The organism is Aquabacter sp. L1I39, assembly GCF_017742835.1.
Lineage (GTDB): Bacteria > Pseudomonadota > Alphaproteobacteria > Rhizobiales > Xanthobacteraceae > L1I39.
In genome coordinates this window covers 3,383,456-3,407,197 of the sequence record NZ_CP072392.1, presented here as the reverse complement: position 1 = coordinate 3,407,197, position 23,742 = coordinate 3,383,456, and the positions used below count along the sequence as shown (strand labels likewise).

General features: G+C 68.0%; 17 protein-coding genes. 11 read left to right on the top strand and 6 right to left on the bottom strand.

Going from position 1 to position 23,742, the window contains the following annotated elements; all coding sequences use genetic code 11:
- The first annotated feature begins 37 nt into the window (after nucleotides 1-37).
- The 11 genes from treZ to J5J86_RS15350 all read left to right on the top strand — a co-directional run bounded on the left by treZ (nucleotide 38) and on the right by J5J86_RS15350 (nucleotide 15,221).
- Nucleotides 38-1,852 carry a malto-oligosyltrehalose trehalohydrolase gene (gene treZ / locus J5J86_RS15400; protein ID WP_209099494.1) on the top strand — a complete coding sequence of 605 codons (1,815 nt, stop codon included), beginning with the start codon at nucleotides 38-40 and terminating at the stop codon, nucleotides 1,850-1,852.
- Nucleotides 1,849-4,332 carry a malto-oligosyltrehalose synthase gene (gene treY / locus J5J86_RS15395; protein ID WP_209099492.1) on the top strand — a complete coding sequence of 828 codons (2,484 nt, stop codon included), beginning with the start codon at nucleotides 1,849-1,851 and terminating at the stop codon, nucleotides 4,330-4,332. The genes treZ and treY overlap by 4 nt, the downstream gene beginning before the upstream one ends.
- A 153-nt stretch (nucleotides 4,333-4,485) precedes the next feature.
- Nucleotides 4,486-5,979 carry an aldehyde dehydrogenase gene (locus tag J5J86_RS15390; protein WP_209099490.1) on the top strand — a complete coding sequence of 498 codons (1,494 nt, stop codon included), beginning with the start codon at nucleotides 4,486-4,488 and terminating at the stop codon, nucleotides 5,977-5,979.
- Between the two features lie 38 nt (nucleotides 5,980-6,017).
- Complete coding sequence (locus J5J86_RS15385) at nucleotides 6,018-7,082, top strand: ABC transporter substrate-binding protein (RefSeq protein WP_209099488.1); 1,065 nt, start codon at nucleotides 6,018-6,020, stop codon at nucleotides 7,080-7,082.
- A gap of 180 nt (nucleotides 7,083-7,262) precedes the next feature.
- Nucleotides 7,263-8,096, top strand: a complete 834-nt coding sequence (locus tag J5J86_RS15380; RefSeq protein ID WP_209099486.1) for an ABC transporter permease — start codon at nucleotides 7,263-7,265, stop codon at nucleotides 8,094-8,096.
- A 7-nt stretch (nucleotides 8,097-8,103) separates the two neighbouring features.
- A complete protein-coding gene (locus tag J5J86_RS15375) occupies nucleotides 8,104-8,910 on the top strand; it encodes an ABC transporter permease (RefSeq protein ID WP_209099484.1) in 807 nt (268 codons plus the stop codon).
- Nucleotides 8,910-10,586 carry a class I adenylate-forming enzyme family protein gene (locus tag J5J86_RS15370; RefSeq protein ID WP_247657630.1) on the top strand — a complete coding sequence of 559 codons (1,677 nt, stop codon included), beginning with the start codon at nucleotides 8,910-8,912 and terminating at the stop codon, nucleotides 10,584-10,586. Before J5J86_RS15375 ends, J5J86_RS15370 begins: the two co-directional genes overlap by 1 nt.
- Nucleotides 10,579-12,171 carry a phytoene desaturase family protein gene (locus J5J86_RS15365; RefSeq protein ID WP_209099482.1) on the top strand — a complete coding sequence of 531 codons (1,593 nt, stop codon included), beginning with the start codon at nucleotides 10,579-10,581 and terminating at the stop codon, nucleotides 12,169-12,171. The genes J5J86_RS15370 and J5J86_RS15365 overlap by 8 nt, the downstream gene beginning before the upstream one ends.
- A 78-nt stretch (nucleotides 12,172-12,249) precedes the next feature.
- On the top strand, nucleotides 12,250-13,320 hold the full coding sequence (locus tag J5J86_RS15360) for an ABC transporter ATP-binding protein (RefSeq protein ID WP_247658562.1): 1,071 nt from the start codon (nucleotides 12,250-12,252) through the stop codon (nucleotides 13,318-13,320).
- Nucleotides 13,321-13,335: 15 nt separating this feature from the next.
- Nucleotides 13,336-14,187 (top strand): amidohydrolase family protein, encoded by an 852-nt coding sequence (locus tag J5J86_RS15355; RefSeq protein WP_209099479.1) that lies wholly within the window; start codon nucleotides 13,336-13,338, stop codon nucleotides 14,185-14,187.
- Nucleotides 14,188-14,300: 113 nt separating this feature from the next.
- Nucleotides 14,301-15,221 (top strand): LysR family transcriptional regulator, encoded by a 921-nt coding sequence (locus J5J86_RS15350; protein ID WP_209099477.1) that lies wholly within the window; start codon nucleotides 14,301-14,303, stop codon nucleotides 15,219-15,221.
- Nucleotides 15,222-15,230: 9 nt separating this feature from the next.
- On the opposite strand, the gene J5J86_RS15345 is transcribed toward J5J86_RS15350, so the two are convergent.
- From J5J86_RS15345 to hutI, 6 genes are all read right to left on the bottom strand, one after another.
- The gene (locus J5J86_RS15345; protein WP_209099475.1) at nucleotides 15,231-17,594 is read right to left on the bottom strand and encodes a response regulator; all 2,364 of its coding nucleotides are present in this window, start codon (nucleotides 17,592-17,594) and stop codon (nucleotides 15,231-15,233) included.
- A 5-nt stretch (nucleotides 17,595-17,599) separates the two neighbouring features.
- The gene (locus tag J5J86_RS15340) at nucleotides 17,600-18,043 is read right to left on the bottom strand and encodes a response regulator (protein WP_209099474.1); all 444 of its coding nucleotides are present in this window, start codon (nucleotides 18,041-18,043) and stop codon (nucleotides 17,600-17,602) included.
- The gene (locus tag J5J86_RS15335; RefSeq protein WP_209099472.1) at nucleotides 18,030-20,270 is read right to left on the bottom strand and encodes an ATP-binding protein; all 2,241 of its coding nucleotides are present in this window, start codon (nucleotides 20,268-20,270) and stop codon (nucleotides 18,030-18,032) included. The genes J5J86_RS15340 and J5J86_RS15335 overlap by 14 nt, the downstream gene beginning before the upstream one ends.
- The gene (locus J5J86_RS15330; RefSeq protein WP_209099470.1) at nucleotides 20,267-20,863 is read right to left on the bottom strand and encodes a biliverdin-producing heme oxygenase; all 597 of its coding nucleotides are present in this window, start codon (nucleotides 20,861-20,863) and stop codon (nucleotides 20,267-20,269) included. The genes J5J86_RS15335 and J5J86_RS15330 overlap by 4 nt, the downstream gene beginning before the upstream one ends.
- Before the next feature lie 391 nt (nucleotides 20,864-21,254).
- Nucleotides 21,255-22,148: an MBL fold metallo-hydrolase gene (locus tag J5J86_RS15325; RefSeq protein ID WP_209099468.1), complete on the bottom strand. Its 894-nt coding sequence runs from the start codon at nucleotides 22,146-22,148 to the stop codon at nucleotides 21,255-21,257.
- Nucleotides 22,145-23,458: an imidazolonepropionase gene (gene hutI / locus J5J86_RS15320; protein WP_209099466.1), complete on the bottom strand. Its 1,314-nt coding sequence runs from the start codon at nucleotides 23,456-23,458 to the stop codon at nucleotides 22,145-22,147. Before hutI ends, J5J86_RS15325 begins: the two co-directional genes overlap by 4 nt.
- Between the last annotated feature and the right edge of the window lie 284 nt (nucleotides 23,459-23,742).

Here is a 23,742-nt window from a genome sequence, read left to right as displayed (position 1 = left end):
TGTCCGCCTGGGTTCGATCAGGACGGTTTCCAGCCACATGTCGCACACACCAAGCGCCGCCGCCGCTCCGGACCATGCTTTGCGCCGCCCAGACTGGAGCTTCGGCCCACAATTGAAGGAGGGCGGCGCCCGCTTCCGCCTGTTCGCACCCGATGCGGGCGAGGTGATGCTGGAACTGGACGGCCACGGCTTCCTGCCCATGGCCCATGGGCCGCACGGCATGTTCGAGCGCTTCGTGCCCGACGTGGCGCCAAGCATCCGCTATCGCTTCGAGGTGTCCGGTCGCGCGGTGCCCGATCCCGCCTCCCGCATGCAGGCGGAGGATGCGGAGGGCTGGAGCGTGCTCACCGCCCCCTCCGTCGCGCCCGCCCCGCTTGCCCGGCCCTGGACCGAGGCGGTGATCGCCGAGATCCATGTGGGCACGGCGACGCCCGAGGGCACCTTCCGCGCCCTGATCGACCGGCTGGACCATTATCGCGATGCCGGCTTCACCGTGCTGGAACTGATGCCCGTGGCGGATTTCCCCGGCCGGCGCAACTGGGGCTATGACGGCGTGCTGCTCTATGCGCCCGACCGCGCCTATGGCACGCCCGACGACCTGCGGGCCCTCATCGAAGCCGCCCACGGGCGCGGGCTCTCCATGATGCTGGACGTGGTCTACAATCATTTCGGGCCGAGCGGGAATTACTTGCCGCTTTACGCGAAATCCTTCTTCCGGGAGGACATCGCCACGCCTTGGGGCGCCGCCATCAATCTGGACGACGCCCATGTGCGCGCCTTCTTTTCGGAGAACGCCGCCTATTGGCTGTCCGAATTCGGCTTTGACGGCCTGCGCCTCGATGCCGTCCATGCGCTGGCCACCTCCAGCGCCGGTCGCCTCCTGGAACAGATCGCGCAGGCTTGCCGCGCGGTTCGGCCCGACGCCTATCTGGTGCTGGAAAACCACGACAATGCCGCCCACTGGATGGAGGGCGATCGCGGGCTCTTCACCGCCCAGTGGAATGATGACTGGCACCATGCCTTCCACGTCCTCGCCACCGGCGAGGGCACCGGCTATTACGCCCCCTATGCGGCTGATCCGGTGGCCGCCGCCGGCCGGGCGCTGGCCGAGGGCTTCGTCTTCCAGGGCGAGCCCTATCCCGATGCGAGCGGGCACCCGCGCGGCGCGCCCTCCACCCACCTGCCGCCCGACGCCTTCGTGGTGTTTGCGCAGAACCACGACCATATCGGCAACCGCCCGCTGGGCGATCGCCTTGCCGGCACCCTGCCACCTGAGCGCCTCGCCTTGCTGCGCTTCGTGGTGATGCTCTCGCCCGCCATCCCCCTTCTCTTCCAGGGGGAGGAGGCGCTCCTGCCCACCCCCTTCCCCTTCTTCTGCGATTTCGAGGGCGACCTGGCGGATGCTGTGCGCAAGGGCCGGCGGGGCGAATTCGCCGACTTCTTCGCCGCCCATGGAACCGCGCTCTTTCCCGACCCGCTGGCGGACCAGACCTTCCAGTCCGCCAAGCTCACCCCCGCCGCCTTCGCCACCGAGGAGGCGCGGGCCCATCTGCGCGCCTTCCGCGACCTCGCCGCCTTGCGGCGCGCCCTCGTCTGGCCGCTGACGGCGAGCCCCTATCAGGACAGCGCCCTGGAGCGGGCGGGCGATGTGCTCGCCGTCACCTGGCGCTTCGCGGCGGGCGACCTCGTGCTGGTGCTGAATGCCGGCGCGCATCACGCCTCCCTGGCCCGGCCCGAGGGATGCGCCGGGCGCGCGCCCGATGCGGCCCTTGGCGCGGTGGCCGATCGCGCGGACGGACACCTCGCCCTCGCCCCCTTCTCCGCCGCCCTGTGGAGCCTTGCCGCCGCATGAAGCGCGATCTCATCGCCACCTATCGCCTGCAATTCCATGCCGGCTTTACGTTCGCCGACGCCGAGGCTCTCGTCCCCTATCTCGCCGGCCTCGGCGTCAGCCACCTCTATGCCTCTCCCATCACCACGGCGGTGCCCGGCTCCACCCACGGCTATGATGTGGCCGACCCCACCCGCATCAATCCCGAACTGGGCGGCGCGGAAGGCTTCGAGCGGCTCGCCGCCTTGCTCAACGCCCACGGCATGGGGGTGATCCTCGACATCGTGCCCAACCACATGGCCGCCTCCAGCCACAATCCGTTCTGGATCGAAATGCTGGAACAGGGCCCCGACGCCCCCGCCGCGCGGCTGTTCGACGTGTTCTGGGAGACCGGCAAGCTCATGCTGCCCGTGCTGGGCGATCCGCTGAAGGCGACGCTGGAGGCTGGTGCTCTCTCGCTCTTCCTCCAGGAGAGCGGACGGATCGTGCTGTGCTATGCAGACCATGCCTATCCCCTGCGCCACGAAAGCGTCGAAGCGCTGCGCGCCGCCGCCGGCCTCCATGAGGGGGAAGCATTGACGGACGAAAGCCGCGCGGCGCTCGAACGGGTGCTGGCGCAGGCGGACATCGCCGCGCTTCTTGAAGACCAGCACTGGCGCCTCGCATGGTGGCGCGCGGCTGCCCATGACCTGAATTACCGCCGCTTCTTCAACATCACGGATCTGGTAGGCACGCGGGTGGAGGACCCGGAAGTGTTCGCCTTCCTCCACCGCCTGCCCCTGGAGCTGGTGGAACGCGGGCTGGTGGACGGGCTGCGCATCGACCATGTGGACGGCCTTGCCGACCCCGCCGGCTATTGCGCCCGGCTGCGGGCGGCGGCGGGGCCAGGCGTGCCCATCCTGGTGGAGAAGATCCTGGAGCCGGGGGAGGCGCTGCGCGCCTGGCCCATCACCGGCACCACCGGCTATGAGCGGCTCAACGACATTAACGGCCTGTTCGTCGAGGGCGAGGGATACGCCATGCTGGAGCGGGACCTGCGCACCCGCAACCTCCTCACCGGCACCCCCGCCGCCCGCCTCGCCGATGCCAAGCGCCAGGTGCTCCAATCGAGCCTTGCCGCCGAGCTGGAGGCGCTCACCACGCTCGCCCGCGACGGCCTCGACCGTGACATGCAGGAAGGCGACCTCACGGACGGCGCCATCCGGCAGGCGGTGGCCGCGCTGCTGGTGCATTGCCCGGTCTATCGCTCCTATGCCACCTGGGACCGCCACGCGCCGGAGGACGAGGCCATCTGGGATGCCATCGGCGAGGCGCTCGTCGCCGCCGAGGACCCGCTCACCGCCGCCGCCGCCGCCGTGCTGCTGGACCGGCTGCGCAATCCCCGCATCGACAGCGACCGCCGCTTCCGCCAGCGCTTCCAGCAATTGAGCGGGCCGGCCATGGCAAAGGGGTTCGAGGACACCGAGCTTTATCGCCATCCCGTGCTCCTGTGCGTCAATGAGGTGGGCGGCAGCCTCCTGCATCCCGCGCGGGACGGAGGCGAAATGCACGACCTCCAGATGGTACGCGCGGCGGCCGGCGCCCGGGACCTCACGCCCCTCGCCACCCACGACACCAAGCGCGGCCCCGACACCCGCGCGCGCCTCGCCGCCTTGAGCGCCATGCCCCAAGCCTGGCTCGACCTCCTGGAAGAGACGCGCGAGGCCTGCACCGCCTTGGCGCGGGAGGAGGAGGGCGTGCTTCAGCCGGACCTGCTCGATCAGGTTCTGATCCTGCAGACCCTCGTCTCGGTCTGGCCCGTGAGCGTTGCGCGCATGGGCGAATATCTCACCAAGGCCCTGCGGGAAGCCAAGCGCCACACCAATTGGGAGACGCCAAACGAAGCCTATGAGGCCCATGCGCAAGCCTTCAGCGCGGCGGTGATCGAAGGCGAAGACGGCGCCAGCGTGCGCGACGCGCTCGCCCGGCTGGCGGCGCGGCTGGAGCCGGCGGGGCGGCTTGTCAGCCTTGCCCAGGTGATCCTCCAGCACACCCTGCCCGGCACGCCGGACCTCTACCAGGGCACGGAACTCCGCGACTTCTCCCTGGTGGACCCGGACAATCGCCGACCCGTGGACTGGGACGCCCGCACGGCCGCCCTTGATGGCGGGGGAGAGCTGGATCCAGCCGACCGCGAGAAGTTCGGCCTCACCCGCCGCCTCCTGGCGCTACGCCGCGCGACGCCGGCCTTGCGGGGCGGGCTTTATCGTCCCTTGCGGCTCGCCCCCTCTCCCTGGGGCTGGTTCGGCTTCGAGCGGGAGGCGGACGGCGCCAAGGTGCGGGTGGTGGTGGCCACCCGCGTGCCGGAGGAAGCGGGCGAAGCGGCGCTCATGCGCTTCCTCGACCCCTGGCCCGACGGGGAGTGGCGGACGCTCGACGGCACCCTGCTTCAGGCCCCCGGCAACGAGATGACTCTCCCCATCCAGGCGCCCTTCCTCATCGCCAGCGCGCCGCTGCGGTGAGGGAGGCGCGGGCTGCGGACAACCTTTAGTTTATTTGTCTACATATAACTTTATCGCACTTTACGACGTAAAACTATATATTTGACTATATGGGTAGCCGCCTCGACACTTCCCCCGTCAACACGGATGACGCGGAATTCGGGTGGTATTGGGATGTCTCAGATTTTGACGACGGACTGGGCGGCGCGGGCAAAGGCTGTGGCGCTGCCGACCAAGGCCTTCATTGACGGCACGTCCGTCCCGGCCGCGTCCGGCAAGACCTTTCCCTGCGTGTTTCCCGGCACCGGCCAGGAGATCGCCCAGGTCGCCGCCTGCGAGGCGGAGGATGTGGACCGCGCCGTGCGCGTCGCCCGCGCCGCCTTCGAGGCCGGCACCTGGTCGCGCATGGCGCCCGCCGACCGCAAGCGCATCATGCTGCGCTTCTCCGAATTGCTGCTCGCCCATCGCGAGGAACTGGCGCTCCTTGAAACGCTGAACGTGGGCAAGCCCATCACCAGCGCCTTCAATGGCGACATCCCCAGCGCCGCCAATTGCATCGCCTTCTATGGCGAGGCCATCGACAAGATCTATGGCGAGGTGGCCCCCACCTCTTCCGACCTCACCACCCTCGTGATGCGCGAGCCGCTGGGTGTCGTGGCCGCGGTGGTGCCGTGGAATTATCCGCTCTCCATGACCGCCTGGAAGGTGGGCCCCGCGCTTGCCGCCGGCAATTCGGTGATCGTGAAGCCGGCGGAGCAGTCCCCCTTCACGGCGCTGCGCATGGCGGAACTGGCCACCGAGGCGGGCGTGCCGCCGGGCGTGCTCAACGTGCTGCCGGGCTATGGCGAGACCGCCGGCCAGGCGCTCGGCCTGCACATGGATGTGGACTGCATCACCTTCACCGGCTCCACCGAGGTGGGCAAGCTGTTCCTGCAATATGCCGGTCGCTCCAATGCCAAGCGCGTGAGCCTGGAGCTGGGCGGCAAGTCGCCTCAGATCGTGCTGGCCGACTGCGATGACCTGGACGCCGCCGCCCGCGCGGTGGCCGCCGGCATCTTCACCAATGCCGGCCAGGTGTGTAACGCCGGCTCGCGCCTGGTGGTGGAAGAGGCCATCCGCGAGGACCTCTTGGAGCGTGTCGCGGCCATCGCCAAGTCCCTGCGGCCCGGCGACCCGCTCAACGCCGACACCCGCCTCGGCCCGCTGGTGAGCGCCCCGCAGATGAGCCGGGTCATAGGCTATGTGGAGGGCGCCGCCGCGGCCGGCGCGCGCATCGTCACCGGCGGTGGGCGGGTGCTCACGCAGACGGGCGGCTATTTCGTCGAGCCCACCATTTTCGACGGCGTCGACAACCGCATGGCCATCGCCCAGGAAGAGGTGTTCGGGCCGGTGCTCGCCACCATTCCGGTGAAGGGCTTCGAGGAAGCCCTCACTGTGGCCAACGACACCATCTATGGGCTCGCCGCCTCCATCTGGACGCGGGACGTGAAGAAGGCCCACCGCGCGGCGCGCGCCATCCGGGCCGGCGTCGTGTGGGTGAACTGCTTTGATCGCGGCACCATGTCGGTGCCCTTCGGCGGCTTCAAGCAGTCCGGCTTCGGCCGCGACAAGTCCCTGCACGCCATCGAGAAATACATGGACCTGAAAGCGGTCTGGTTCGCGACCTGATCCGGAAACAACCGGTTGGTGAGGGGAAGGCACAGAACATGACACAAGACACGAAGGGAACGGGCACGAACGGCCTCAATCGCCGCTCGCTGCTCATCGGTGCATCCGTCGCTTTGGCGGCGCCTTTGGTCATTACGGGCCGCGCCCGCGCGGACACCACGCTCACCGTCACCTGCTGGGGCGGCGACTACCGCGCCGGCGTGGAACGGTGCTTTGCCAAGCCCTTCACCGAGGCCACCGGCATCGCCGTGCGCCTGGTTGATAATGCGGACCTTGCCCGCATGAAGGCGCAGGTGGAGAGCGGGCGCGTGGAATGGGACGTGTTCGACAGCGTCGGCCCGCAGATCACCGCCGGCGCCAAGGACAATCTGTGGGAGCCGGTGGACACCAAGATCGTCGACCGCTCCGACCTCTTCGCCCCCGGTGGCCCCACTTATGTGGGCACCTATATGTTCGCCGGCGGCCTCGCCTTCGACCCCAAGCGCACCCCTGCGGACAAGGCTCCCGCCGATTTCGCCGCCTTCTGGGATGTGAAGACCTATCCCGGCCGCCGCGGCCTGCGCCCGCGCATTTCCGAGACGCTGGAAATGGCGCTCATCGCCAGCGGCGTGGAGCCCTCCAAGCTCTATCCGCTGGACGTGGAGCGCGGCTTTGCCGCCCTCGACAAGATCAAGCCCCACATCAAGAAGTGGATCGAGACCACGCCGCAGACGGTGACGCTGGTCACCGCCAACGAGCTGGACTTCACCTATTCCTATATCAGCCGCGTGCGCCCGGCCGAGATCGGCGGGGCGTCCATCGCCATCTCCACCAAGCAGACGCTGAACTCGCTGGAATATCTGGCCGTGCCCAAGGGCACGCCCAATCGTGAGGCGGCCATGCGCTATGTGAACTTCGTCCTGAAGCCCGACCGGCAGACGGCGTTCGCGGAGATGCTCTTCTTCAGCCCCAACTCCAAGGCGGGCCTTGCCGCCGCGAGCCCCGCCGCGCGCCAATACATGCCGGACCTCAAGAACCCCGCCAATGCGGTGGTCAATGACGAATGGTGGTCCGACAATTACGCCAAGCTGCAGAAGCGCTTCACGGAGTGGCTGCTGATCTGACGGAAGGCGGGCGCGGGTTTCCAAAACGCCCGCGCCCCCTTTCTGCCTGACCTCCTGCGCGCCGCAAGGCGTGATGCCCCGTGCCTTGCGGCCGCACCCGAGGCACTCTTACGGGCGGCCTCTCGCAGGCCCGTTCCCGAAGGCCGTTCCGAAAGGCCCCCGCATGCCCGGTGCCGCGCCATGAACCATGCCCTGGAAACCCGCTTCGTGGCGCTGCTGCTGGCGCCGCTGATGGTGGTGATGCTGCTCTTCTTCCTGCTGCCCGCCGGCTCCATCATCTGGACCAGCCTGCACGGGGCCAAGCTCGACCCCTCCACCTATCTGGACCTGCTGACCAGCGCGCTGTTCCACAAGGTGCTGACCACCACGCTCGTCATCGGCATCCAGGCGACCCTGGTGACCCTGGTGGTGGGCTATGCCATCGCCATGCACCTGGCCCGGCTGTCCCCGCGCCACCGGGCGGTGATGATGATCTTCGTCATGCTGCCCTTCTGGACCTCCATCCTGGTGAAGAGCTTCGCCTTCACCATCGTGCTCGGCGATGCGGGCCTCGTGAACCGCGCCATCGCCTTCGTGTTCGGCAACAAAGAGCCGATCCAGATGCTGTTCAACCGCACCGGCGTGCTCTTGGGCATGCTGAACTTCCTGCTGCCCTTCATGGTGCTGCCCATCCTGAGCAACCTGATGGCGCAGGACCCGGCCTTGGCGCGGGCGGCGCAGACCATGGGGGCGGGGCCGCTGCGCATCTTCCTGCGCATCACCTTGCCGCTCAGCCTGCCGGGCGTGCTCTCGGGCGTCCTCATGTGCCTGTCGCTGGCCATCGGATCCTACATCACGCCGGCTCTTCTGGGCGGGCGAACGGACATGATGCTGGCCAACCTCGTGGACTTCTACACCCGCCAGACGCTGGACTGGCCCGCCGCCTCCGCAATCGCCGTGATCCTGCTGGTCATCACCGGCACCATCGTCGCCTTGCTCACCCGCGTGCGGGGCGGGCAGGCGGAAGTGCTGTGAGGGCGCCATGAACGAACTGGTCGACCGCACCACGCGCTTCTGGCGGGCCACCGGGGGCTTTGTCGCCTGGGCCGGCTATCTCTTCCTGCTGATGCCGACGCTCATCATCATCCCGGTGTCGCTCAACGGCTCGCAGAACCTCACCTTCCCGCCCGAGCGGCTCTCGCTGGCTTTGTTCGCGCAATTCTTCGCCGATCCCTCCTGGTGGGGCGCGGCCTTGCAGAGTCTCAAGATCGCGGTGGCCTCCACCCTGCTCACCCTGGCACTGGCGGTGCCCGCCGCCTATGCGCTGGTGCGGGGCGACTTCTTCGGCCGGCGGGCGCTGAACCTCTTCCTCATGAGCCCCATCCTCGTGCCGGTGGTGGTGCTGGGCTTGGGTTTCTACCTGAATTTCAACACCTTCCGGATCGGCGGCACGGATCTGGCCTTGGTGCTCGCCCACACCATCCTGATCGCCCCCTTCGTGGTGGTGTCGGTGAGCGCGGGCCTGCGCCAGATCGATCCGGCGCTGGAGAGCGTCGCCATCATCATGGGCGCCTCCCGCGCCCGGGTCTTCTTCCAGGTGGTGGTGCCGCAGATCAAGGATTCCCTGGTGGTGGGAGCGCTGCTGGCCTTCCTCATCTCCTTCGACGAGGTGGTGGCGTCCTATTTCGTCGCCGCCCCCGCAACAACGACGCTGCCGGTGAAGATGTACAGCGCCCTGCGCTGGGAAATCTCCCCCGTCATCGCCGCCGTTTCCGCCATGCTGACCGTGCTCTCGCTCGTCTTCAGCATCGCTCTGATCGCCCTGCGCAAGTCTCCCCGAGGTCACTGATGTCCAAGGTTGAAGTCCTGTCCGCGCCCGTGCGCCCCGTCGCCGAGCGGCGCGCCGCCATCGAGGCGGAGCCGCTGCCGGACAATATGGCCGCCCTCATCGAAATGGTCGCCGCCGACGTGCCGGACCAGCTGGCCTGGCACTTCTTCGAGAGCGACGAGCGCGCCACCTATGGCGAGGTCAAAGCCGCCGTCCATGCCCTCGCCCACGGCTTTGCCCGCCATGGCGTGCGCAAGGGCACGCGGGTGGCGGTGATGCTGCCCAACATCTCGGCCTTCCCCCTCACCTGGCTGGCGCTCGGTGTCATAGGCGCGGTGATGGTGCCAGTGAACGTGAATTATCGCGAGCGGGAACTGGCCTATGTGGTCAATGACAGCGAGGCGGAATTCCTGGTGCTGCACGAGAGCGTGCGTCCCATCTTTGAAGCCGCCCGCACCGAGGGCGCCATCACCGTGCCGGCGGAACGGTCCTTCCTGGTGGATGGAATGGCGGCGGGTCATCCGTCCTGGGAGGCCTGCCGGGTAGAGGGGGCCGGACCCTATGTGCCGGACGCGCCCGTCGGCCATGACGATCTTCTGAACATCCAGTACACCTCCGGCACCACCGGCTATCCCAAGGGCTGCCTGCTGGCGCAGGATTATTGGCTGGTGGCCGGCAAGGTGAACGCCACCCGCGACGGGCGCATCTATCGGCGGATTCTTGCCTCCACGCCCTTCTTTTACATGGATCCCCAGTGGCTGCTGCTGATGACCTTTTATCAGCGCGGCACGCTCTATGTGGCGGCCAAGCAAAGCGCCTCGCGCTTCATGTCCTGGGTACGGGCCTACAACATCAATTTCTGCCTGCTGCCCTTTCTCGCCTTCAAGCAGCCGCCCCACCCGGATGATGCCCGCAACGCCATCGTCCGCGCTAATGTCTATGGCCTGCCGAAAGCCATGCATGCGGCGGTGGAGGAGCGCTTCAACCTGGTGGCGCGGGAAGCCTTCGGCATGACGGAGCTGGGACCCACCCTCTTCATGCCCATCGAGGCCACCGACATGGTGGGCTCGGGCGCCTGCGGCCAGCCCGGCCCCTTCCGCGAATGCAAGGTGGTGGACGCCGAGGGCCGACCCGTGAAGCCGGGCGAAGAGGGCGAGATGGTGGTGCGCGGCAAGGGCATTTTCCGCGGCTATTACAACCGCCCCGATGCCACCCGCGAGGCCTTCCTGGACGGCTGGTTCCGCACCGGCGACGTGTTCCGGGTGGATGAGCGCGGCTATTTCACCATCGTGGGCCGCACCAAGGACATGATCCGCCGCTCCGCCGAGAACATCGCCGCCCGCGAGGTGGAAGGGGTGCTGCAGGCCTCCGGCGTGGTGATGGAGGCGGCCGTCGTCGGCGTGCCCGACGAGACCCGCGGCGAGGAAATCAAGGCCTATCTGGTGCTGGAAGAGGGCGAGGCACCGGACGCGGCGACGCTGGAGGCGGTCATCGCCCATTGCCAGCGCAACCTTGCCCCCTTCAAGGTGCCGCGCTTCTACGAGTTCCGCACCGCCCTGCCCAAGACCCCCTCGCTGAAGGTGGCCAAGCACGTGCTCAAAGCCGAGCAGGCGGACCTGCGGGTCAATTCCTATGACCGGGTGACCGCCGGCTGGCACCTGAAGGACTCAGCCCGGAAGGACACCGCAAATGCGTGATGCCCGCTACGACGTCATCATCATCGGCGCCGGCCATAACGGCCTCGTCTGCGGCGCCTATCTTGCCCGTGCCGGCCAGAAGGTGCTGGTGCTGGAGCGCCGGCCCCTCATCGGCGGGGCCTGCGTCACCGAGGAGGTGTGGCCCGGCTACAAGGTGTCCACCGCCGCCTATGTGATGGCGCTCCTCCAGCCCAAGGTGATCCTGGACCTGGAGCTGGCGCGCTATGGCTATGAGATCCTCAAGCCCCCGCCCATGTTCCAGCCCTTCCCGGACGGGCGCTCGCTGACCTTCTTTGACGAGGAGGACCGCACCTGTGCGGAGATCGCCAAGTTCTCCAAGAAGGATGCGGCCGCCTATCCCGAATATCGGCGCTATATGAGGCGGCTTGCGCCCATCATGCGCGAGATCATCTGGGACACGCCCTTCAACGTCTCGTCCAACCCGCGCGACCTGCTGTCCGCCGCCCGCTTCCTGTGGGGCAAGCGCGGCTATGTGGGGGACTTCTACCAGCTCTATGATCTGCTGACGCTGAGCGCCCATGACGTGCTCAGCCACTGGTTCGAGAACGACGCCATCCGCGCGGCGCTCGGCTTCTACGCCACTGGCGGCGGCGGCAGCGCCAGCCTGCGTTCCCCCGGCACCGGCTATGTGCTGCTGCGGCCCCTGGTGCGCGACCATGAGACGGCGGCCGGCGGCTGGGGCTTCGTGCGTGGCGGCATGGGCGCCATCAGCGGCGCCATCGCCGCCTCCGGCAAGGCCCATGGCATGGAGGTGCGCACCGATGCGGAGGTGGCCTCCATCCTGGTGGAGAATGGCCGCGCCGCCGGCGTGGTGCTTGCCTCCGGCGAGACGCTGCGGGCGGGGCGCGTCGCCGCCAATGCCAGCGCCCGCACCACCTTTACCCGCCTGCTGGACGCCCGCCATGTGCCGGCGGAGGTGACGCAATCGGTCCAGAACCTGCGGGCGCGGGGCTCGGTCTACAAGGTGCATCTGGCGCTGGACGCCCTGCCCCGCTTCAGCGCGTTCGATCCCGCCGCCGCCGGCTTCCCCTATCCCGCCCAGGTGCGGATCGGGCCGAGCGTGGATTATCTGGAGCAGAGCTTCGATCCGGCCAAATATGGCGACTATGCCCGCCATCCCTTCATGGTGGCCATGACGCCCACCGTGCTGGACGAGACCCTGGCCCCGCCCGGCCGGCATTTCATGAGCATCATGGCCGGCCATGCGCCCTATGACCTGAAGGGCGGCTGGACCGACGCCGCCCGCGAGGCCATTGGCGATGCGGTGGTGGATACGCTGGAAACCTACGCCCCCGGCTTCAAGGCCCTTGTCCGCGAGCGTCACATCTATTCCCCGGCGGACCTGGAGCGCGTGTTCGACCTGCCCGGCGGCCATGTGCACCATGCGGAGATCAGCGCCGACCAGATGTTCATGCGCCGCCCGGCGCCGGGCTATGCGGACTATCGCACGCCGGTGCCCGGCCTCTATCTGTGCGGCGCCTCGGTGCATCCCGGCGGCGGGGTAACCGGCGTGCCCGGCCACAATGCCGCCCGCGAGATCCTGCGCGATGCCAAACGTCGTTGATCGCGTCGTTGATCCCCTTGCGATCGCCCGCCGCCTTTGCGGCCCGGCTTGCCGTTTTCAGGAGTTGCCCCGGTGTCGATGATCGAGATTGAACGGCTGACCAAGAGCTATGGCGACTTCCTCGCGGTCGCCGAGTTCAACCTCACCGTGGCCAAGGGCGAGTTTGTCAGCCTGCTGGGTCCGAGCGGATCGGGCAAGACGACGCTGCTCAACCTCATTGCCGGCATGACACGGCCCTCCTCCGGCACCATCCGCATCGATGGCGTGGATGTCACCAACCTGCCGCCCAGCAAGCGCGACTTGGGCATGGTCTTCCAGAACTATGCCCTCATGCCCCACATGAGCGTGTTCGAGAACATCGCCTTTCCGCTGCGCGTGCGCCGGGTGCCCAAGGCCGAGATCAAGCGGCGGGTGGCCGAGGCGCTGGACCTCATTCGCATGCCCCATGTGGCCGCGCGCATGCCGCGTGAATTGTCGGGCGGCCAGCAGCAGCGCATCTCGCTCGCCCGCTGCATGGTCTATCGCCCCGCTCTGATCCTCATGGACGAGCCGCTGGGCGCCCTCGACAAGAAGCTGCGCGAGGAAATGCAGATCGAGATCAGCCGGCTGCACCGGGAATCCGGCATCACCATGCTGTGCGTCACCCACGACCAGGAGGAAGCGCTCTCCATGTCCGATCGCATCGTGCTGATGCGGGAGGGGCGGTGCGTGCAGGTGGGTACGGCGGACGAGCTTTATTTCAATCCCGCCTCTTCGTATGTGGCTGACTTCATCGGCCACTCCAACCAATTGCCCTGCACCGTGGCGGGCGAGGCGGCCGAGCGACTGGTCATCGCGCTCGGCAACGGTTCGTCGCGCCAGGTGCCGCACCCGGCTTTCCCGGCCGCCCAGGGCTGCGCCGCCATGCTCCATGTGCGCCCGGAGAGCGCCAACATCGCCGCCGCCCCGGACGAGACCCATGCGCTGAAGGGCGTGCTGGAGACCTCCATGGTGGTGGGCAGCTGCATCAAGCATGTGGTGCGGCTGGAGAATGGCGACACCTTCCTGGTTCAGGAGCTGAACCACCGCCTGCGCGCCCGGCCGGTGCTGGGCTCCACCGTCTATGTGGGCTGGCCGGCGGATGCCGCCCAGCTCCTGCCCGTCGACTGATCCCGGGAGGCCGCCATGCTCATCGATTTTTCGAGCCGCCCGCCGCTGCCGCAATTCCAGAAGACGGCCGGGCACCTCGCCAATTACCGCCGGGTCTACAAATCCAGCGAGACCGCCAGCGCCGCCGAGATCGGCCCCGACGCCTTCGCCGATTATCTGGCCTCCTACGAGGCCGTGGACGCCCGCCACATCGTCATCAAGGCGCGGGATCTCACCACCACCTTCGGCTTCAAGATTGCCAATGAGGACGTGGCGGAGTTCTGCGCCGGACAGGGCGGCCGCTTCATCGGTTTTGCCGGGGTGGACCCCCACAAGGGCGCGGCGGCGGTGGACGAGTTGCGCCATGCGGTGCGCGACCTCGGCCTCAAGGGCCTCAACCTGCAATGCTTCGAACTGCGCCTGAAGCCCAACGACCCGCTGCTCTTCCCGCTCTATGAGGCGTGCCTGGAGCTCAATATCCCCGTCAACATCCATTGCGGCATCAACTTTTCCACCGCCAGCCTCCTGGATTATGGGCGCCCCGCTTATCTCGACGAAGTGGCCGGCGCCTTTCCGGACCTGCGCATCTGCGCCTCCCCGCCCGGCTGGCCCTGGGTGCAGGAATTGATCGCGGTGGCCTGGCGGCACAAGAACCTGAATATCGGCATCGTCTCGGTGCGCCCGAGCCTCCTGGAACGGCCCCATGCGGGCTATGAGGCGCTCCTCGTCTATGGCGCCAAGGTCTTGAAAGACCAGATCATCTTCGGCACCGGCTTTCCCATGCTGCCGGTGGCGCGCACGGTGGCGGAGCTCGACGCCCTGCCCATTCCCGACCATGTGCGCGCCCGATGGAAATACCACAACGCGGCCGCCTTCCTGGGGCTGTGAGTCCCAAGACCGCCATGGCTCGACACCCGGAAAGCGCAAGGCTACCCTCGCCGCAAAGCGGGATTTCCGCGCACCCGCTGGCGCCGCGCGGGGGGAGCCAGCCCGGTTTCGCCATGAACATCCGTCACCTGCTGATCGTCGATTTGGTGATGGACCTGGGCTCGGTGAGCGCGGCGGCCCGGCGGCTGCGGGTGTCCCAGCCCTCCATCACCAAGACCGTGCATCTGGCGGAGCAGGAACTGGGCATTCCCCTCTTCCGCCGCGTGGGCGGGCGCCTCCAGCCCACGCCGGAGGCCCAGCTTCTCCTGCCGGAGGTCAAGCGCCTCGCGGGCTTTGTGGAAAACCTGCGGGACCTGGCCGACCAGATCCGCGACGGCCGCTCGGGGCGCATCCGGCTGGCCACCTCCTCCTCCATCGCCAATTCCATCGTGCCCGACGCGGTCGCCTTGCTGCGGCAGGATTGGCCCAGCCTGTCCGTGGACGTGATGGCCTATGCCACCAAGGACGCCATCGAGCAGGTGAGCCGCAACGAGGCGGATCTGGCCATCGCCGACGTGGCGGTGCGCGATCCCGGTCTTGAGGCCTCCGTCCTGTGCGAGGCGGACATGGTGTGCGTGCTGCCCCGCGACCATCCCCTGGCGAGCGCGCCCCACTTGAGCGCGAAGGCCCTTTCGGGCGAATCCATCATCACCTTTTCCGATACGACGACGCTCGGCCGGGCGGTGCGCGGCGCCTTCCACGAGACCCAACCCCGCTTCCAGATCGCCAGTACGGTGAACCAGTCCACCGCCGCCTGCGCCATGGTGGCGCGGGGGCTGGGTGTGGCCATCATCGATCCCTTCCCGGTGCTGGCGGGGGCCTATGGGGGTCTCGCCATGGTGCGCTTCGTGCCGGAACTGGCCATCCGCCCCGTCCTGGTCAAGCGGCGCGACCTGCCCCAGTCGCAACTGGCGCTCGCCTTCCAGACCGCCATCCGCGCCGCCATCTCGCAGATCGCCGCCCGCTCCGATGTGCTGCGCGAGGTGAAGGAATAAAGGACGGCGTCACGCCGCCGGGGCGCCCAGCTGGTTCTGGCCCGCTTCCACCAGCGCCTGCGCCAGTTCGGTGCGGCGGAAGGGCTTGTTGAGGCGCACCAGATTCTCGGCCACCCGGGGGTCGTCCGCATAGCCGGTCACCAGCACCACCGCCACGCCGGCGGCCTTCACCGCATCGGAATGGGCAAGCTCCGCCCCCGTCATGCCGGCCATCAGGTGGTCCGTCACCAGGACGGTGGGCTTGAGGCCCTGCCCCAAAAGGTGCAATGCCTGTTCCGCAGAACTTGCCACCGCCACCTGATAGCCAAGGTCGTTCAGCATTTCCGCGGTGGAGATGCGCACCAATTGCTCGTCCTCCACCAGCAATACGGTGCCTCGCCCCGTCGTGACATCCCCTTCCATGGGGCGGGATGGCTCCGGCGCGAGGTCGGCGGCCACGGGCAGCCACAGATCCGCGCGGGTGCCAAGCCCCACCCGGCTGTGCAAGGTCAGGCCGCCACCCAGTTGCGCGGCGAGGCCATGCACCATGGACAGGCCGAGGCCCGTGCCCTTGCCGATGCCCTTGGTGCTGAAGAAGGGTTCCACCGCGCGGGCCAGCGTCTCCGCATCCATGCCGGTGCCGGTATCGGCCACGGACAGGCGCAAATAGCGGCCCGGCGGCAACTTGGCGGCATGATCGGCGCCGACCTCCTCCTCCTGCGCGGAAATGTGCAGCTGGCCGCCGTCGGGCATGGCATCGCGGGCATTCACGGCGAGGTTCAGAATGGCCATTTCCACCTGGTTGGCGTCGGCATGGGCGGGCGGCAAGTTATCGGGCGCGTCCGCGGTGACCTTGATGCGCGGGCCGGAGGTGGAGGCCACCAGTTCGCCCATGCCCTTCACCAGGGCCGCCAGATCCACCGAGGTGGGCTGGAGCGGCTGGCGGCGGGCGAAGGCCAGCAGGCGCTGCACCAAGGTCTTCGCCCGCTCGGCGGCCTGCAGCGCGCCCTCGATGAGCGGTCTGGTGCGCTCATCGCCCACATTGCGGCGCTGGAGCAGGTCCAGCGAGCCGATAATGGGGGTGAGCAGATTGTTGAAATCGTGGGCGACGCCGCCGGTGAGCTGGCCCATGGCCTCCAGCTTCTGCGACTGGCGCAGTGCCTCCTGGGCGCGCACCAGTTCGGCCGTGCGCTCAATGATGCGCTGTTCCAGCGTCTCGTTGAGGCGCTTGAGGCCCTCCTCGGCGAGCTTGCGCTCGTGATTGTCCTCGGTCGTGCCGTACCATTTGACGATGGCGCCGCTCTCGTCGCGGCGGGGAAAGGCGCGCGAGCGTGCCCAGCGCACCTCGCCATTCCTGCGCAGGATGCGCAGCTCCACGTCGAAGGGCTCGCCCGTCTCCACTGCCTTGCGCCAGGCGGCCAGGCACCGGGCGCGGTCTTCCTCGTGGATGCCGTGCGTCCAGCTTTCGCAGAGCCCACTCGTCCCGGTCCAGGCGGACCAGCGCTCGGCCACGCGGTCGAACTGGCCGTCGGGGGTGGCGGTCCAGGCCACCTGGGGGTTCAGCTCAACGGCGAAGCGGTAATGGGCCTCGCTCTCCTTCAGCGCCTCGTCATTGAGCCGGCGCTGGGTGATGTCGTTGAAGAGCACGGCCACGCGCCGTTCCTCCGGCCGCCCCACCCGATAGGCGAAGACATCGAACCAGCGCCCCTCCAGGGCCGTGGCCGCCTGCTCGAAGCGGCGCGGCTCGCCGGTGCGAGCCACCTCGCCATAGATCTCGAACCAATGGCGTTCATGGTCGGGCGCGATCTCGCGCATGCGGCGCCCCACCGCGTCGCGCACGCCCGTGAGCCGCTCGAAGGCGGGGTTGACCTCCAGGAAGAGATAGTCGCGCGGCTTGCCCTTCTCGTCGAACTCCACCTCGAAGATGCAGAAGCCGGATTCGATGGAATTGAACAGGCTGCGATAGCGCTCCTCGCTGAGCGCCAGGGCGGTGGCCGCCTCGCGGGCGACGCGGCGGTCGCGCGCTTCGCGCAGCGCCCGCTCCACCACCATGGGCACGCGGGCAAGGTCGCGCTTGGTGACATAGTCGGTGGCGCCGGCCCGCATGGCCTCGGTGGCCCGCTCCTCGCCCAGCACGCCGGAAATGAAGATGAACGGCGTCTGCGGCTGCCGCTCGCGGGCGATGGACAGCGCGTCGAGGCCGAGGAAATCGGGGATCGAATAGTCGGAGAGGATGAGGTCGTAGGCGCGGTGCGCCAGCGCGGCCTCGTAGGCGGCGCGGATGGAGACCTGCGTCACCTCGGGCGCACCCTCCACCTTGCGCAATTGGTGGGAGATGAGCTCGGCATCGACGGGGCTGTCCTCAAGCAGGAGGAACTGGAGCGGGGTCGCCATTGCCGTCAGATGTCTCCAGGTGGGGGCTCGTTCAGGACCGCCCAGAACACGCCGAGATCCCGAATGGCATTGAAGAAGGCGGAAAATTCCACGGGCTTGACCACGAAGGAATTGACGCCGAACTGGTAGGAGCGAACGATGTCGCTCTCCTCGCGGGAGGAGGTGAGCATCACGATGGGAATGGCGCGCAGGCGTGGATGGCGCTTGACACGCTCCAGCACCTCCAGCCCGTCCACCTTGGGCAGTTTCAGGTCGAGCAGCACCACGGCCGGATGTCCTGTGTCCCGGTTCGCGTGCTGGCCTTCGGAGAAGATGAAGTCGAGGGCTTCCACGCCGTCGCGGGCGACGATGATGTCGTTCGCCAGCTTGGTCTTCTTGAGGGCGGCCAGGGTGAGTTCCACGTCCGCCGGATTGTCCTCCACCAGGAGGATGGGCCTAAGTGTCCCCACGGCCTTTTCCTTTCGCATGTCTGGGCAGGGAGAAGCTGAAGGTCGCGCCCTGCCCCACGGCGCCCTTGGCCTGCACGCTGCCTCCATGACGGTCGATGATGCGCTTGGTGAGCGCGAGGCCGATCCCCGTCCCCTCGAAATCCTCCGGCCGATGCAGGCGCTGGAACACCTGGAAGAGCTTGCCGCCATAGGCCATGTCGAAGCCGATGCCATTGTCGGTGACGGTGTAGACGACCAAGTCGCCCTCCTCCCGGCCCTCCACACGGATCCGGGTGGGATCGCACCCACGGGTATATTTCACCGCATTCTCAACGAGGTTGAACAAGGCTTGGCGCACCAGGGAGGGATCGCCCCAGCACGGCGGCAGCGCCCCCACCTGCCATTCGATCACCCGCCCGGTCTCGGTGGCATCGAGGCTGTGCCGCACCTCCTCCATGACCTTGGTCATGTCGATGCGCGAGGTCTTCAGGCTGGCGCGGCCAAGCTGCGAGAAGTGCAGGAGGTCATCCACCAATTGCCCGGCCGAGAGGGCGGCGCGGGAAATGCCTTCCAGATAATGGTGGGAGAGCGGCTTCAGGCCCGGCTCCTCCTCCGCCAGCAACTGGGCATAGCCGGCGATGTGGCGGAAGGGCGCCCGCAGATCGTGGGAAATGGAATAGGAGAAGGCCTCCAGCTCCTTGTTGGAGCGCTGCAATTCCTCGGACAATTGGGCCCGTTCCTCGGCGCGCTGGAGCACGAAATTGACCACCGCCACGCGGAAATCGGCCGCCGACAGCAATTCCGCCTCCCGCCAGGGTGTGGACCGATGACGCACCTGCTCCTTCCAGCTTTCGAACGAGCGGCGGGGATGAAGGCGGCCGGCCGCGTCCTGCTGCTTGGCGGTGGCGGGATCGCCGCCCCAGGTGACGGTGCGGATCACTTCCGGCCGGAACCATATGATGAAGCTGGCATGGAGGCGGGAAATGGGAACGGCCAGGATGCCGCTCGCCACATCCGCCATGTCGAGGCCCTTCGGCCAATGGCGGGAAAGGCAATCGGTGGCGAAGGCTTGCTCGATCTTCTGCGTCCGCAGCCATTCGGCCAACTCCGCCACCTGCTCGGCGGACGGCGTGATGCCGGCGGTCAGCACAGTGCCCTCGGTGAGGACGGCCGCACCTTGCGCATTGACGATGTCGAGCCACTGCACCGCCCGTTCCACCAGCCCGGCCTGGAAGGCGGGCGCCCGGGCCAGATGGGCCACAAGCTCCGTCTGCACCTGGTGCAGGCGCAGCCGCTCCGTGACCTCCGCCCCGCGTTCGCGGGCATCGATCTGTTGGGCCACCATGCGACCGAGAAAATCACAGGCAGCGCGCACCTGCGCGCCCACGCGGCGCGCCTGCGCATGGTGGCACGAGATCAGCCCCCAGAGCTTGCCGGACACCATGAGGGAGATCGACATGGACGCCGCCGTGCCCATGTTGCGCATATATTCCAGATGCACCGGCGAGACGCTGCGCAGGGCCGCGAAGCTCAGGTCCAGCGGCGCCCCGTCCAGCGGGCTCAATTCCGGCACCAACGGCACGGGCGCATAATCGCAGGTGGGGATGATGCGCAGGCGGTTGAGGCGATAAAGGTCGCGCGCCTGGGCCGGGATATCTGACGCGGGAAACCGCAGGTCCAGATAGGAGGGCAGCGCCCCATCGCCGTCCTCGGCGAGGACGGTGCCGTTCCAGTCCTCGTCGAAGCGGTAGATCATCACCCGGTTGAAGCCGGTGAGCCGGCGCACCCGCGCCGCCACCGCCTCCGCGAGGCGCAACGTGTCCGGAAGCGCCTCACTTTCCTCCAGAAAGTCGCGCAGGACGGGATAGAAGGTCTCGCTCGGATCGCCCAGATCGCAGGCCGGTTCGAATTCCACCAGCAGCCCCTGCGGCGTGCGGTGGGCCGAGACCTCGAACATGCGGTCGGCGATCGCCTGCGCCTTGAGATAGAAGCCATCCTGTCCCGCACTCCAGCGGGCGATGTCGTCCAACAAGGTTCCCCCGCCCAGCGGCAGGTCCGCAATCCGGGGCGTACGCTCCGCGGCCACTGGGAAGCCGAGAATATCGGCGGCATTGGCGCTCGCCTGCACCACCGCGAGATCGTCCGGGCGCAGCACCAGCAAGGCGCCATGGGGCTGCACGCCACCGGGAATGCGGATGGGCTCCTGGGCGCAGGCCTCCAGGAGGTCGGGCCGTGATGCCTCCCTCATGACACGGGGTCCAGGCAAGGCGGCGGGGTCGCCGACAAGGCTGCGGGCGCGCCGGGAAGGAGGCGCGCAGTCGCCTCCAGATAGGCCCCGAAGGTCCGGTGCGCGGCCGCGATCATGCGCCCCCGATCCGCCCGCGCCTCGCGCCCCGCCAAGGTGGTGAGAAACCCGCCCCACAGACGCTCTCCGGCGCCATGGGCGAGGAAGGTCATCGCGGGGCGCGTGGCGGCCTGCTTCGGGAGGTGGCGCAGCATCATGGCATGGCCGAGGCGCGAGCCTTCGAGCACGTAGAGCGCGCCCAGCATCTCGTCCGCGCCCGCCAGCGGAGCGAAGGGCGCCGGTGCGGGCCGGCCGAGGCCGAGGACGGCAAGATCCGCCTCCAGCGCCGTCCGGCGCACGCGGCGCGGCCAGTCATCGAACAGGGCGGCGACGCCCGCATGCTCCAGTTGAAGCTCCACGGGGCGAAGGGCTGCCGCATGGATGTGCAGGAAGCGGCCATAGTCGGAGGCATCCATGAGGTTCAACTCGGAAAGGGCGCCATCGAGCCGGGCGTGGTGCCCTTCCGTCTCTTGCTTCAGGAATCCTCTCAGGGTCATGTCCAGGTCCGTTGCGGCGTCGGACCCGTGGCCCGGCGGGAAAGGGGTAAGGGCAAAAAGCCCTCGGGTCCCCTCAACGCGACCTGCCCCATATTGTTCCGCTTCCGCCTGGGCGAGCGCCCTTCCGGCGCGCCCTTGCCGCCCCTCCCGACCGGCCTCAGGCGCCGAGCACTGCAACACCTCCTCGGCGCAGGCGCTGGCCATTCATGGTGCGCAGCATAGTGATGCATGCGCGGACCCATGTACCGGCCGACCAGGCGGGCGCGCCCTTCCTGGTCTTCATCGCGCGGGGCATCGGCCGTGCCGAGATCGAACGCCCCCCGCCCGCACCTGCCCACGGACGGCACAGGCGGCCGTGGCCTGAACGGCCAAGGGAGCCGCCTGACCGCCGTCAGCGCCGCCCTTTGGCCAGCATCGCCGCCTTGTCGAAGGCCACATGGGGGCCGAAGCACAGAGCCACATTGTCGTGCGTCTTCACGCTGGCCGCATCGAGCCGCACCGCCCCGCTTTCCGTCCACAGCGAGCCCGGCCGGCCATTCACCCACTCGTCCGGCGGCAAGAGGGTGGAGGCGCGCATGGTCACGTCCCAGATGCCATAATGGTGGGGCACCACCAGATGGGCCTTGAGCCGCGCCGCCACCTCCTCCACCTGGGCATAGCTCATCACATGCTGTGAGCCGTCCACCGGCAGGAGGGCGATGTCCACCGCACCGATGGCGTCCCAGACGTGCTCGGGCGGGTTGGGCCGGTTGTCGCCCCAATGGAGGATCTTCAGCCCGGCCACCTCCACCAGGATCAGGCAATTGTCGAAGGAGCGGGCATTGTCGGGGGGCGTGGTGCGCGTGTCGGTGAGGCGGCGCGTCATCTCCGCCCAGTCATAGGCATTGTGGCTGCTGTCGGACACATGCTTGTCGGCGATGCCGGTGATCTTCACGTCGGCGAACGAATAGGTGCCGATCAGCCGGTCCAGGATGACGTTGGCGCTCAAGACATGCACGCCGTCATGGTCGAAATGGGCGTGGGTGGACAGCGCGATGTCCACGGTCTCGGCCGGGAAGTCGTAATGATACCAGTCCCAATTGCCCCAGGGCGGGTTGCGCCAGGGATCGATCATGAGCGTCAGTCCCGCGGGCGTGGTGATGCGGAAGGCGGAGCCGCCGAAAAAGGCGAGCTCGATGCTGCCCTCCCCTGTCGGCCCGAGCGCCTTTTCCTGCAGCGCGATCATATGGTTGTGGTTCTCGCGCTGGCGCCAGGCCCACAGGCCCTCATTGCGGCGGTCGCTCATGTGGAACTCCCATCTTTGGAGGCGGCGGCCGGCGTCCCGTCCACCAGGACCCGGCCCTTCTTGATGACCCAGGCGGCGGAGTTGGCGCCGAAGCGGAAGGCGAGCTGGCGGAAGTCGGGCACGTCGAAGATCACCACGTCCGCCTGCTTGCCCGGCGTGAGGGAGCCGATGCGATCCCCACGCCGGATGGCCTTCGCCGCGTTCAAGGTGACGCCCAGCAGCGCCTCCTGCGGGGTGAGGCCGGACAGGCGGCAGGCAAAGCCCATGGAGGCCTGCTGAGACAGGTGCCAGCAGACCGGGCACAGATCCGTGCCCACCGCCACATTGACGCCCGAGCAGATGAAGCGCCGGGCGTCCACCGGATGACGGTGGCCGATGGCGAAATCGAAGCCGGGGAAGAAGGCCACGGAGGTGCCCGCATCGGCCAGCGCGCGCAGGTCGCCGTCGGAGAGCATGTTGCCGTGGTCGACGCTGGCCGCGCCCATCTCGGCGGCAAGGCGTGCGCCACCCACATTCACCCGCGCATCGGTGTGGAGCTTGGCACCAAGGCCCGCATCGGCCCCCGCCTTCAGCACGCGGGCGCATTCGGCCACGGTGAACACGTCCGGGTCCACATAGACGTCGCAGAATTCGGCGAGGCCCTGTTCGGCCACCGCCGGAATGGTCTCGGCGATGATCGTGTCCAGATAGCGCTCCGCCTCCCGCTCCGGCCGGGCATGGGCGCCGAGATAGGTGCCGACGATCTCCAGACCCGTCAAAGCGGCGACGCGCTGGGCCGCCTCAAGGGAAGCAAGGTCGCAGGCGTGGCGTAGCGCATAGCCGGACTTGGTTTCCAGCGTGGTGGTGCCGGCGGCCAGCATGGTGCGGGCACGCGGCAAGGCAATGCGCGCCAACGCCTCGGCGGATAGCCCGGTGTTCGCCACCCGCGAGGCCGGCACGCCCCACGGCACACCCGAAGCCGTCAGCCCCGCATCGTCGAGGCCCTGGGTGCGCAGGAAATATTCGGCGGAGCGATCGCCCGCGAAGATGAGATGGGTGTGGCAGTCCACGAGCCCCGGCGTCACCGTGCCGCCGGCCGCGTCGATGATGCGGGTGCGGGCATCCATCAAAGGGCGGATTTCGTCCGCCGTACCCACCGCCAGGATGGTCTCGCCGGCAATGGCAAGGCAGCCGGCCTCCATCACGCCGATGCCATCGGGCCGGTCCGGCTCGCACAGGACCAACTGGCGGGCGCCCGTAATGACGAGGTCCGCCAGGGTCACGGGCGGACCGGAGACACGCGTCTTTTCTGTCAGATCTTCGGACAGCACCAGGTTGTTTCCTCTCGGACGCACGCCCCGTACGGGGCCGTGTCCCTCCCTGCTCGTTCCCGTCGCAGCGGCCAGCATGGGGGCGGGCCGCTCCATTGCGACCCTTGCTCACGAGCCGCTGCGAATACTGACCTACACCAGGGGGCGCGGCGGCGGCAAACAAGTCTAGATTGACGGATTGACTGATTTTCTATGAAATGATCTAATTAATTTTGTAATTGTACAGCTTTTAACTGTAGTTTTTTCAGTAATTGCAAATCTTCACGTAATTGCAGATACTGCCT

What these genes read in the sequence shown, in the direction of transcription:
- treZ (WP_209099494.1), top strand. Translation starts at nt 38, where the DNA reads ATGTCGCACACACCAAGCGCCGCCGCCGCTCCGGACCATGCTTTGCGC.
- treY (WP_209099492.1), top strand. Translation starts at nt 1,849, where the DNA reads ATGAAGCGCGATCTCATCGCCACCTATCGCCTGCAATTCCATGCCGGC.
- J5J86_RS15390 (WP_209099490.1), top strand. Translation starts at nt 4,486, where the DNA reads ATGTCTCAGATTTTGACGACGGACTGGGCGGCGCGGGCAAAGGCTGTG.
- J5J86_RS15385 (WP_209099488.1), top strand. Translation starts at nt 6,018, where the DNA reads ATGACACAAGACACGAAGGGAACGGGCACGAACGGCCTCAATCGCCGC.
- J5J86_RS15380 (WP_209099486.1), top strand. Translation starts at nt 7,263, where the DNA reads ATGAACCATGCCCTGGAAACCCGCTTCGTGGCGCTGCTGCTGGCGCCG.
- J5J86_RS15375 (WP_209099484.1), top strand. Translation starts at nt 8,104, where the DNA reads ATGAACGAACTGGTCGACCGCACCACGCGCTTCTGGCGGGCCACCGGG.
- J5J86_RS15370 (WP_247657630.1), top strand. Translation starts at nt 8,910, where the DNA reads ATGTCCAAGGTTGAAGTCCTGTCCGCGCCCGTGCGCCCCGTCGCCGAG.
- J5J86_RS15365 (WP_209099482.1), top strand. Translation starts at nt 10,579, where the DNA reads ATGCGTGATGCCCGCTACGACGTCATCATCATCGGCGCCGGCCATAAC.
- J5J86_RS15360 (WP_247658562.1), top strand. Translation starts at nt 12,250, where the DNA reads ATGATCGAGATTGAACGGCTGACCAAGAGCTATGGCGACTTCCTCGCG.
- J5J86_RS15355 (WP_209099479.1), top strand. Translation starts at nt 13,336, where the DNA reads ATGCTCATCGATTTTTCGAGCCGCCCGCCGCTGCCGCAATTCCAGAAG.
- J5J86_RS15350 (WP_209099477.1), top strand. Translation starts at nt 14,301, where the DNA reads ATGAACATCCGTCACCTGCTGATCGTCGATTTGGTGATGGACCTGGGC.
- J5J86_RS15345 (WP_209099475.1), bottom strand. Translation starts at nt 17,594, where the DNA reads ATGGCGACCCCGCTCCAGTTCCTCCTGCTTGAGGACAGCCCCGTCGAT.
- J5J86_RS15335 (WP_209099472.1), bottom strand. Translation starts at nt 20,270, where the DNA reads ATGAGGGAGGCATCACGGCCCGACCTCCTGGAGGCCTGCGCCCAGGAG.
- J5J86_RS15330 (WP_209099470.1), bottom strand. Translation starts at nt 20,863, where the DNA reads ATGACCCTGAGAGGATTCCTGAAGCAAGAGACGGAAGGGCACCACGCC.
- J5J86_RS15325 (WP_209099468.1), bottom strand. Translation starts at nt 22,148, where the DNA reads ATGAGCGACCGCCGCAATGAGGGCCTGTGGGCCTGGCGCCAGCGCGAG.